The organism is Leifsonia naganoensis (assembly GCF_013410615.1).
GTDB lineage: Bacteria > Actinomycetota > Actinomycetes > Actinomycetales > Microbacteriaceae > Leifsonia > Leifsonia aquatica.
Window position 1 is genome coordinate 4,114,390 of sequence record NZ_JACCHJ010000001.1, and the last position, 10,822, is coordinate 4,125,211.

At 72.3% G+C, this 10,822-nt stretch carries 9 protein-coding genes; 6 read left to right on the forward strand and 3 right to left on the reverse strand.

What is annotated here, in order from left to right; genetic code table 11:
- Positions 1 to 25: 25 nt before the first annotated feature.
- A complete protein-coding gene (locus HNR14_RS19795; protein ID WP_179702327.1) occupies positions 26 to 1,204 on the reverse strand; it encodes an aminotransferase class V-fold PLP-dependent enzyme in 1,179 nt (392 codons plus the stop codon).
- A gap of 69 nt (positions 1,205 to 1,273) precedes the next feature.
- Between HNR14_RS19795 and glgX the strand changes: the two genes are divergently transcribed.
- Genes glgX through HNR14_RS19810 form a run of 3 tightly spaced genes read left to right on the forward strand, consistent with a single transcriptional unit; the run spans position 1,274 to position 4,346 of the window.
- Positions 1,274 to 3,349 (forward strand): glycogen debranching protein GlgX, encoded by a 2,076-nt coding sequence (gene glgX, locus HNR14_RS19800; protein WP_179702328.1) that lies wholly within the window; start codon positions 1,274 to 1,276, stop codon positions 3,347 to 3,349.
- Positions 3,349 to 3,846, forward strand: coding sequence for a Cys-tRNA(Pro) deacylase (ybaK, locus tag HNR14_RS19805; protein WP_179702329.1), 498 nt, complete (start codon positions 3,349 to 3,351; stop codon positions 3,844 to 3,846). Before glgX ends, ybaK begins: the two co-directional genes overlap by 1 nt.
- On the forward strand, positions 3,843 to 4,346 hold the full coding sequence (locus HNR14_RS19810; protein ID WP_218875082.1) for a GNAT family N-acetyltransferase: 504 nt from the start codon (positions 3,843 to 3,845) through the stop codon (positions 4,344 to 4,346). The genes ybaK and HNR14_RS19810 overlap by 4 nt, the downstream gene beginning before the upstream one ends.
- Positions 4,347 to 4,358: 12 nt before the next feature.
- Here the strand turns inward: HNR14_RS19810 and HNR14_RS19815 are convergent, their stop codons facing one another.
- Positions 4,359 to 5,033 (reverse strand): IclR family transcriptional regulator, encoded by a 675-nt coding sequence (locus HNR14_RS19815; RefSeq protein ID WP_179702330.1) that lies wholly within the window; start codon positions 5,031 to 5,033, stop codon positions 4,359 to 4,361.
- Positions 5,030 to 6,529 (reverse strand): APC family permease, encoded by a 1,500-nt coding sequence (locus HNR14_RS19820; protein WP_343064552.1) that lies wholly within the window; start codon positions 6,527 to 6,529, stop codon positions 5,030 to 5,032. Before HNR14_RS19820 ends, HNR14_RS19815 begins: the two co-directional genes overlap by 4 nt.
- Before the next feature lie 204 nt (positions 6,530 to 6,733).
- On the opposite strand from HNR14_RS19820, the gene HNR14_RS19825 reads away from it, so the two are divergent.
- From HNR14_RS19825 to HNR14_RS19835, 3 genes are read left to right on the forward strand one after another with little or no spacing between them, the layout of a single operon-like run.
- Entirely contained in the window at positions 6,734 to 8,236 is a 1,503-nt protein-coding gene (locus HNR14_RS19825; protein WP_179702331.1) for an APC family permease, read from the forward strand.
- 13 nt (positions 8,237 to 8,249) lie between these two features.
- A complete protein-coding gene (locus tag HNR14_RS19830) occupies positions 8,250 to 10,262 on the forward strand; it encodes a primary-amine oxidase (protein ID WP_179702332.1) in 2,013 nt (670 codons plus the stop codon).
- Positions 10,259 to 10,792, forward strand: coding sequence for a hypothetical protein (locus HNR14_RS19835; protein WP_179702333.1), 534 nt, complete (start codon positions 10,259 to 10,261; stop codon positions 10,790 to 10,792). Before HNR14_RS19830 ends, HNR14_RS19835 begins: the two co-directional genes overlap by 4 nt.
- The last annotated feature ends 30 nt before the right edge of the window (positions 10,793 to 10,822 follow it).

Below are 10,822 nucleotides of genomic sequence, written 5' to 3' on the forward strand. Positions count from 1 at the left end.
GGGCTGAGGGTCGGCCGGGCGGCGCTCAGGCGAGGCGGGACGCCCGCTCGGCGTGTCCCGCGCGGGCCGCCTGGGCGTAGGCCGCCGGGAGAGCAGCGAGCAACGCGTCCACGTCCGCTTCCGTGGAGGTGCGGCCCAGGGTGAACCGCAGCGCGCTGCGGGCGTCGAGCTCGCTCCGGCCCATCGCGAGCAGCACCTGCGACGGCTCCGGGATGCCGGCGGTGCACGCCGATCCGGTGGAGACGGACAGGCCCGCCATGTCGAGCAGGAAGAGCAGGGAGTCGCCCTGCGCCCCGGGGAAGACGAAGTGCGCGTTCGACGCGACCCGCTCCCCCGACGCCGGCTCCGGACCGCTCAGCACGGCCTCCGGCACGGCCGAGCGCACGCCGGCGATGAGGCGGTCGCGCAGCGCCCCGAGCCGCGCGGCCTCGGCGACGCGCTCGGCCTCCGCCGCCCGGGCCGCGACCGCGAACGATACGGCCGCCGCGACGTCCTGCGTCCCACTGCGCACCTGGCGCTGCTGGCCGCCGCCGTGGATCAGCGGCACGACCGTGGAGGTGCGGCTCAGCACGAGCGCGCCGATGCCGACCGGCCCGCCGATCTTGTGGGCGGACACGCTCAGCGCATCCACGCCGAGCGCGGCGAAGTCGATCGGCAGGTGGCCGTAGGCGGAGACCCCGTCGACGTGCACGGGCACCCCCGCCTCCCGCGCCGGAGCCGCCAGGTCGACGACCGGCTGGATCGTGCCGACCTCGTTGTTGACCGCGAGGAAGGTGAGCAGCGCCGTCTCATCCGGCGCGGTGATCGGCGCGGGCACGATGCGCCCCTCGGCGTCGAGGTCCAGCCACTCGGGTCGGGCACCCTCCGCCCGCTCCAGCCACTCGATGGTGTCGGTGGTCGCATGGTGTTCCCCGCCGGGCACGAGGATGCGCGGCCGCTGCGCCTGCGCGTTGCGCGCCCAGTAGAGGCCCTTGACCGCGAGGTTGATCGACTCGGTGCCGCCCGACGTGAAGACGACCTCGATCGGGTCGCAGCCGAGCGTGGCCGCGACCGCCTCCCGCGCCTCCTCCAGCATCCGCTTGGCCTGCTGGCCCTGGCTGTGGATGCTGGAGGGGTTGCCGACGACGCCCATCGCGTCGGCGAAGGCGGCGATCGCCTCGGGGCGCACGGGGGTCGTCGCGGCGTGGTCGAGATAGACCGGCACCGGGCCCTCCTCGGTTCGCGGGTGCGGCGCCGGACGGATGCCCGGGCGCCTGTCACTACTCTAGATCGCATGACCTCCGCCGATCCTCTGCGCAATCTGGGCGTCCGCGTCGGGCCGAACGGCGGCGAGCTGCGGGTGTTCTCCGCCAACGCCGACGCGATGGAACTGTGCCTCTTCGACGAGCGCGACCCCAACTGGCTCGTGAAGACGCGCCCGATGACCCGCGACGCGAACGGGGTCTGGTCGGTGCGCTCGCGCTCGCTGACCGTCGGCAGCCGCTACGCGGTCCGCGTCTCCGGCCCGACGTCGCCGCAGAACGTGTTCAACCCCGAGACGCTGCTGCTCGACCCCTACGCCCGCGGAATGGTCCGCGCCGGGTCGGACGCCTGGCGGGGCGTCGTCATCGAGGACGGCTTCGACTGGGGCGACGTCGTCAAGCCCGCCACCCCGCTCGATCACACGGTGGTCTACGAGACGCACGTCCGCGGCTTCAGCAAGGTCAACCCGGCCGTGCCGGAGGAGCTGCGCGGCACGTACGCCGGGCTCGCCCACGAGTCGTCGATCGGGTACCTCCGCGATCTCGGTGTGACGGCCGTCGAGCTGCTGCCGGTCCAGACGTTCGTCTCGGAGCAGCGCCTCATCCAGCAGGGCCTCACCAACTACTGGGGCTACAACACCCTCAACTTCTTCACCCCGCACGCGCCGTACGCCTCGCGCGGGGCGCAGGCGGCCGGCCCGGAGGCGATCCTCGCGGAGTTCAAGGGGATGGTGAAGCTGCTGCACCAGGCCGGCATCGAGGTCATCCTCGACGTCGTCTACAACCACACGGCCGAGGAGGGGATCGGCGGCCCGCGCACGAGCTTCCGCGGCATCGACAACCCCACCTACTACCGCCAGGACGAGCAGGGCGTCTACATCGACGTCACGGGCTGCGGCAACACCGTCGACTTCGGCAACCCCGTCCCGCAGCGGCTGGTGCTCGACTCGCTGCGCTACTGGGCGAACGAGATGCAGATCGACGGCTTCCGGTTCGACCTGGCCGCGACCCTCGGCCGCGGCGCCGACGCCTCCTACTCCCCCGATCACCCGCTCCTGCACGCCGCGATCGAGGATCCGGGTCTCCAGGGAGTGAAGATGATCGCCGAGCCGTGGGATGTCGGGCTCGGCGGCTGGCAGACCGGCAACTTCCCCGACGGCTGGTCCGAGTGGAACGACCGCTACCGCGACCGCGTGCGCAACTTCTGGCTCGCCGACATCGCCGAGGCCAGGAGGAACGGTCAGGCGCCCGTCGGCATCGGCGGGTTCGCGACGCGCCTGGCGGGCTCGTCGAACACGTTCGCTCCGGAGCGCGGCCCGCTCGCGTCCGTCAACTTCGTGACGGCGCACGACGGCTTCACCATGGCCGACCTCACCGCCTACGACGTGAAGCACAACCTCGGCAACGGGGAGGACAACCGCGACGGCACCGACAACAACCGGTCCTTCAACCACGGCGCCGAGGGGCCGACCGTGGACGAGAGCATCCTCCTCGCTCGGCACAAGGCGATGCGCAACCTGATGGGGACGCTGCTGCTCTCGGCCGGCGTGCCGATGATCACGGCCGGCGACGAGTACGGCCGCACCCAGCGCGGCAACAACAACGCCTACTGCCACGACAGCGAGCTCACCTGGCTGAGCTGGCTGCGCTCGCGGGAGCAGCGCGAGTTCGAGGAGACGACCAAGCGCCTCCTGGAGCTGCGGCGCAGCAACCCGGCCCTGCGGCCGAGCCGGTACGCCGTCCTCGGCGAGACGACCCCCAACGCGAGCCACATGGACTGGTACGACGCGACGGGCAGCCGGATGGACGACGAGGACTGGAACTCGCCCGAGAACCGCACCCTGCAGTACCTGGTCGCCTCGACGCCCGACAGGGAGGAGTTCAACCGCGTGCTCCTCATCGTGCACGGCGTGGAGGACGACGTGGAGGTGTCCCTGCCGGTCGCCCCGGGCGTCGAGTCGTACCAGCTGCTCTGGGACAGCGCGACGGAGGTGCCGATCGCGGAGGACCCGACCCTGCTCCTGCCCGGCTCGACGCGTCTCGTCGGCGGCGCGTCGATGCAGCTGTTCCGCGCCAACGGCCCGCGCGTCACGGAGCCGGGCGCCTGATGGCGAAGCCGAAGGCCTCGGCGGGGACGCCGGCGACCGTCGCGCTGACTGCTGCCGGACTGCCGTTCTCCCTGCATCCGTACGAGCACGATCCGGCCGCCGCGTCGTATGGGCTGGAGGCCGCGGAGGCGCTCGGCGTCGAGCCGGACCGGGTGTTCAAGACCCTGCTCGCCGACACCGAGCTCGGCCTGGTCGTCGGCGTCGTGCCGGTCACCGGCCTCCTCGATCTGAAGGCCCTGGCGGCGGCCGTGGGCGCCAAGCGGGCCGGGATGGCCGACCCGGCCGTGGCCGAGCGGCGAACCGGCTACGTCGTCGGCGGCATCAGCCCGATCGGCCAGAAGACGCGGCACGTCACCGTGGTGGACGAGACGGCGCAGCTCTTCGAGACCGTCTTCGTCTCGGGCGGCAAGCGGGGCCTCGACATCGAGCTGGCGCCGGACGACCTCCTGCGTGCGACCGAGGGCACGTATGCTGCCATCGCCAAGGAGACGGCATGACCACGGGAGTGCCCGCGATCACCGTGCGTGCGGCGACGGCGGACGATGCTCCCGGCATCGCGAAAGTCCACGTGGCGTCCTGGCGGGAGGCGTACGTCCGCCAGCTACCGGCCGAGGTGCTCGCCGGGCTCGACGTGCAGCGGCGCGCGCAGACGTGGAGCAGCATCATCGAGTCGGGCGATACGAGGGTCTGGGTCGCCGAGATGGACGGGGCGATCGTCGGCTGGGCGAGCGCGGGAGCGGGTCGCGACGCCGAAGCGCCGGTCCCGCTCGAGCTGGAGGGCATCTACCTGCTCGCGAGCGCGCACGGCTCGGGCGCCGGGCGGAGCCTGCTCGACGCGGCCGTGGGCACGGCCGACGCCTACCTGTGGGTCATGGCGGACAATCCGCGGGCGCACGCCTTCTACCGGAAGAACGGCTTCGCCGCGGACGGCGCCGCGAAGGTGGAGCAGGTCGGCGAGGCCGCTGTGGAGGTCGTGCGCCTGGTCCGGGCCCGCTGACGCCCCGAACCGTCACACCCGCTGCAGCAGCGACCCCAGCCGGATCGCCGTGTCGGCGACCAGCGAGACGAGACCGTCGCGATCCGCCAGGCGCGAGGCCGGGAGGGCCAGCGCGAGTCCGGCGATGAGGCGGTCGTCCTCGCCGCGCACGGGAACGGCCAAGCAGCCGAAGCCGGGCGTCAGCTCGCCCTCCTGCGTGGCGTAGCGCGTGGGCGACGGGACGGTGCGTGCCGCCTGCTCCGCCAGCAGCAGGCGGCCCAGCGCGGAGACGCTGAGGTCGCTCCCGATCCGCTTGGGGTCCGAGAGCGGGAAGTCGGGGTCGACGTCGACCGGGACGACCCGCCCCTCCCGGTAGACCGCGAGATGCACGCCGCCGCGGATGTGAGTGCGCAGGTCGGTGACGGCTTCGCGCGCCGTCGCCGCGGCATCCTGGGCCTGGGCCACGTCCGCCAGCTCGGCGACCTTGCGGCCGAGGGCGAAGCCGCGGAGGTCGGGCATCCGCACCAGGTACTCGTCCTGCACCAGGAGGTTGAGGAGGCGGTACGCCGTGGCGCGCGGCAGGCCGAGGCGCACCGAGATCTGCTGGGCCGTGATCCCCGGGCCGGAGCGCGCGACCTCCTCCAGCACGGCGAGGGCGCTGTGCACCGCGCCGGGCTGCCGTCCGCTCAGCTCCGGGATGGCGTTCATGGCGCGCCGCCGAGCACGTCCCCCGTCGTCGGTTCGTCGTAGAGGCCGATCCGCCCCAGGGCGTCCGCCCGGCTTCTGCGGCAGAGCAGGTAGAGGACCACCGCGATCGCCGCCACCGCGGCGAGCAGCACGACGGCGAGCCAACGGACTCCGGAGACTTCGAGCCACAGGTCCAGCCCGAGTGCGGCGATCAGTCCGGCGGCGGCGATCCCCGCGGCGACGGCCGGGCCGATCGTGAGCTCCCCGATCCGGCGCAGGAAGAACGGCGTCGCCACGCACACCAGCGCGTAGGCGGTCATGTAGCCGGCGGCCGCGCAGACGACGATCACGCCCATGGCCTGCCAAGCGCCCATCCCGGAGGCGACGAGCACCGCCGGAACGGCGACCTCGGCCGCCAGTCCCACGGCGAGCGCGATGTGCGGGGTGCGGAAGCGGCGGTGGGTGCGGCCGAGGGCGCGCGGTGCGATGCCCTCGCGCCCGAGGGAGAACAGCACGCGGGCGAGGGCCGTGGTGGAGGCCAGCGCGCAGGCGAGGAAGGAGCAGGCCAGTGCTGCATCCAGCAGGAGCCCGATCCATTCGACTCCGGCGCGGGCGGCGAGGTCGTTGACGGGGCTGTCGCTGCCGGCGAGGTCTCCGCCCAGGGCGTCGAAGCCCGCGAGCTGCGTGTAGGCCGAGAGCAGGTAGAGCACACCAGCTGCGATGACGGTCCAGCGGATGGTGCGCGGGATGGTGGCGAACGGCCGCCGGGACTCCGCTCCGAGCGTCGCCGCGCTCTCGAAGCCGACGAAGGCGGTCACCGCCACCGTCGTCCCGGCCGCCAGTTGCGGGAGGCCGACGTCGCGCGGCAGGGCGACGTTCCAGAACGATGATCCCGGCACGCGCACGAGCAGCACGGCGATCAGCACCAGGATGGCGGCGATCGAAAGCAGCTCGATGACGAGCGTGACCCGGGTGGAGAGGCGGATCCCCCGCCAGAGGACGAGCAGGCAGAGCGCCCCGAACCCGACGAGGAGCAGGAGGACGAGCCCGCGCGAGCCGGCCAGGCCCGGCGACGCGTGGGAGAGGAGGGTCAGCGAGTAGTACGCCGCCCCCAGGAGGGCGAACATCGCGACGAACCCGTAGCCGACCAGCATCGCGGCGCTGGTCGCGAAGCCCGCGCGCACCCCGAGGCCGCGTGCGGCGAACGTGTACAGGGAGCCCGTGGCGGCCAGGCGTCGCGTGAACTGGTTGACGGCGTACGCGACGAGGGCCATCAGCACGGCCGCGAGCAGGAACGCCAGCAGCGTGCCCGACCCCGCGCGCGCCGCCACCAGCACCGGACAGGTCGCGGCCGCCGCCGAGGGCGCCACCGCGCCGACCGATTGGGCGAGCACATCCACGAAGCCGAGGCTGCGGCGGTCGAGCCCGGCCAGCGGCGAGCGCGCGGGGAGGCCGTCGACCGGCCGCGGATCGGCGATCGCCCGGCTCAGGGCCGTCACGGGTGGGTGTGCTGTCACGGGGTGCTCCTCGTTCGCGAGGCTACGTCGCGTGTGTTGCGTCCCGGTTTCGGCCGCGTCACGGGAGCGTGACCGCCGAATGCGACGCGGGTCGTCCCATTCGGCGAGCGCCGACTCTTCACGCGTGCGGAACGGCGGCGCAACACCGCGTCGTGAGACTGGCCGCACCATCCCCTTTCCCGTCTCTCCCCCTTGGAGGAACTCATGACCGCAGCACAGGAGCCGCAGGCTCTGCTCGGCGATCCGCTCGCGCTCCGCGGCGCAGGCGCGTCGCGTCAGCTGTCGGGCCGGCTCGGCGTCGGCTCCATCGTCTTCATGGTGGTCGCCGCGGCGGCTCCGCTCACGGTGATCGGCGGCGGCTTCCCGGTCGCGGTCCTGCTCGGCAACGGGGCGGGGGTGCCGAGCATGTTCGCGATCGGGGCGATCATCCTGCTGTTCTTCGCGGTGGGGCTGAGCGCGATGAGCCGGTTCATCCCGAAGCCCGGCGCGTTCTTCACGTACGTCGGGTACGGGATGGGGCGGCCGCTCGGCTTGGCGGCCGCATACCTGGCGCTGCTGACGTACACGACCGTGCAGGTGGCGGTGTACGGCTACCTGGGGGCGACGCTCGAGTCGTCGGTCGTCGCGCTGCACGGGCCGGACCTCCCCTGGTACGTGTACTCCCTGGCGATGATCGCGCTCGTGGGCGTGCTCGGGTACCGCCACATCGAGCTGAGCTCGCGGGTGCTGGGCGTGCTGCTGATCGCGGAGGTCGGCATCGTGATCGTGCTGAGCGTCGTGATCATCGGCACGGGCGGCGCGGACGGGCTGTCGCTCACCCCGTTCGAGCCGAGCACCGTTCTCTCGGGCTCCCCGGGCATCGGGCTGATGTTCGCGCTCGCCGGGTTCATCGGGTTCGAGTCGACCGCCATCTTCCGCGACGAGGCGAAGGAGCCGGAGAAGACCATCCCGCGGGCGACCTACATCGCGGTCATCGCGATCGGCGTCTTCTACACGTTCGCCTCCTGGGCGCTCGTGATGGGCTGGGGCCCGGCACAGATCGTGGACGTGGTGGCGAAGGACACCGGCGGCTTCATCGTCAACACCGCCGTGCACTACCTCGGCTCCGTGGGCGGGGTCGTCGTGAACGTGCTGCTGATCACGAGCCTGTTCGCCTGCGTCCTGTCGTTCCACAACGTCGTCACCCGCTACCAGCACTCGATGTCGAACGCGTCGGTGCTCCCGGCCCGGCTCGGCCGCGTGCACGGCACCCACGCCTCCCCGTACATCTCGTCGCTGGTGCAGACCGTGACGGCCGCCGTCCTGATCGGCGTGTTCGCGCTGTTCCACCTCGACCCGGTGCTGCAGGTCTTCACCTGGTTCAGCGGCATCGCGACGCTGGCGATCGTGGTGCTGATGGCGCTGACCTGCCTCGCGGTGATCGTCTACTTCGCCCGCACCAAGACGGGCGCGGGACCGTGGCGCACCGTGATCGCGCCCGTCATCGGGCTGATCGGCCTGGTGGGTGTGACGGCCATCATCGTCGACAACTTCCCGCTCCTCATCGGCGATGTGGATGCGCAGGGCACCCCAGTACTCGGCCCGCTCTCGATCGCCTTCTTCGCCGCCATGCTCGCCTTCCCGGTGATCGGCGTGGTGCAGGCCCTCGTCCTGCGCCGCAGCAAGCGCGACGCCTACGAGAACATCATCGACACCATCAGCGCCTAGGAGACGTAGCACCATGACCACCGAGCTTCCCCTCACCCTGCCCGCCGACGAGACGGCCGCCCCCGGCCCGCTCTCCAGCCTGACCGCCGCCGAGATCGAGACCGCGGCACGCATCCTCCGCGACGCCGGAGCGGTGACGGACTCCACGCGCTTCGTCTACGTCGGCCTCCTGGAGCCCGACAAGGCCGATGTGCTGGCCGCTCGCGCCGGCACGGCCCCGGCGCCCGACCGCGAGGCGCGCCTCCTCCTGCTCGACGTCGCGACCGGCGACAGCACCGACGCCGCCGTGTCGCTGACGCGCGGGGAGGTCGTCGCGCTCGTCCCCATCGACGGCGAGCGCGGTCGAGTGCCCATCCTCGAGGAGGAGTTCGAGGCGATCGGCGGCATCCTCGTCGCCGACCCCCGCTGGCTGGCCGCCCTCGAGAAGCGCGGACTCACGGCCGAGCAGGTCGTGTACGCGCCCCTCTCGCCCGGCTCGTACGACATCCCGGGCGAGGAGGGCCGCCGGATCATCCGCGTCTTCGCCTTCCGGATGGACCACGCCGAGGACCACCCCTGGGCGCACCCCGTCGACGGCCTGTGCGCGTACGTCGACATGATCGCCCGCTCGGTGACGCAGGTCGTGGATGCGGCGGAGCACCCCGTGCCCGAGGAGCCGGGCAACTTCCACCTGGAGTCCGAACGCCCCGCACCGCTCGACACGCTCAAGCCGATCTCCATCACCCAGCCCGAGGGCCCGAGCTTCGCGGTCGACGGCGACACCGTCACCTGGGCGAATTGGTCGTTCTCGCTCGGCTTCGACGCCCGCGAGGGACTCATCCTGCGCGACCTCGCCTTCGCCGATCCGGATCAGGACGGCGCCGTGCGTCCCGTCATCTACCGCGCCTCCATCGCCGAGATGGTGGTGCCGTACGCCGACCCGTCCCCCACCCGGTACTGGCAGAACTACTTCGACACGGGCGAGTACCTGTTCGGCCGGTTCGCCAACTCCCTGACGCTCGGCTGCGACTGCCTCGGCGAGATCCGCTACTTCGACGCGGTGATGGCGGACGAGTTCGGCCGGCCGAAGACCGTCGCGAACGCGATCTGCATGCACGAGGAGGACTACGGCACGCTCTGGAAGCACACCGATATGTTCACCTCCGCCAACGAGGTGCGGCGGTCGCGGCGGCTGGTGATCTCGTTCTTCACCACCGTCGGCAACTACGACTACGGCTTCTACTGGTACCTGTACCTCGACGGCACGATCGAGTGCGAGGCCAAGCTCACCGGCATCCTGTTCACCTCCGCGTACGTGGAGGGGACGCAGACCGCCAGCGAGGTCGCGCCCGGCCTCGGCGCCCCGTACCACCAGCACCTGTTCTCGGCACGGCTCGACATGATGGTGGACGGGCTGGCGAACGCGGTCGAGGAGGTGGATGCGGTCCGCCTCCCGATCAGCGCCGCGAACCCGTACGGCAACGCCTTCACCAAGCGGGCGACGCGCATCGCGAGCGAGGCGGAGGGAGCCCGCGCCGCCGACGCGTCCGTCGGCCGCACCTGGCACATCGTCAACACCGAGAAGACCAACCGGCTCGGGCAGCCGACCGGTTACGTGCTCCACGCCGAGCAGAACCCGACGCTGATGGCCGACCCCTCGGCCACGGTCACGGCCCGCGCCGCGTTCACGACCAAGCAGGTCTGGGTGACGCAGTACGCGAGCGACGAGCGCTACCCCGCGGGCGAGTTCGTCAACCAGAACCCGGGCGGCGACGGCCTCCCGGCGTACATGGCGGCCGACCGGCCACTGGACGGCGAGGACATCGTGCTCTGGCACACGTTCGGGCCGACCCACTTCCCGCGGGTCGAGGACTGGCCGGTGATGCCGGTGGACTATGCGAAGTTCACGCTGAAGCCGTACGGCTTCTTCGGCCGCAACCCCGCCCTCAACGTGCCGGCCGCGGAGTCGGCGCACTGCGCGCCCGGCCACCACGAGCACGGTGCGCACGGCGACCAGCCGCACGGCGACCACTCCCGCCACGGATGATCGAGGCCCTCCACCTCGGCAGCATGCTCCCGGCGACGCTGGGAGCATGCTGCGTCGCCGGCGGCGCCGACCGCCGCTCCCCGCTGGCGTGGCTCGGGATGCTGGCGATGCTCGCCGCGATGGCCGACACGATGCTGCTCCCCCGGCCGGTGCTCGCGCCGGTCGTATGGGCGGCGCTGCTCGTCGCGCTCGCCCTCGTGACGGCCCTGCGGCAACGGCTGCGGCCGCGTCCGACGGCCGGCGGGCCGAGCGACCACCCGGTGCGCGCGATGGCCGTCCACCGCTCGCTGCAGGCGGTGCTGATGGCCGGACTGGTCGTGGTCGGTTCCGGCCACCACGCCACGGGAGGCGGGGCGCACGCCGGCCACGGCCTCCCCGTGGTGCTGCTGCTTGGCGTGGCTGCGCTGGTGTTCGCGTTCGCCTCGGGAGCCGTCGCCCTGCGCCGCGGTCTCCCGCCGCTGCCGCGCGCCGAGGCCGCGCTGGGAGCGACCTCCGTCGCCCTCATGGCGCTCCCCCTGCTCGCCGCCTAGCCGAGGTTCACGTCGTTGCGCTCATTCGGG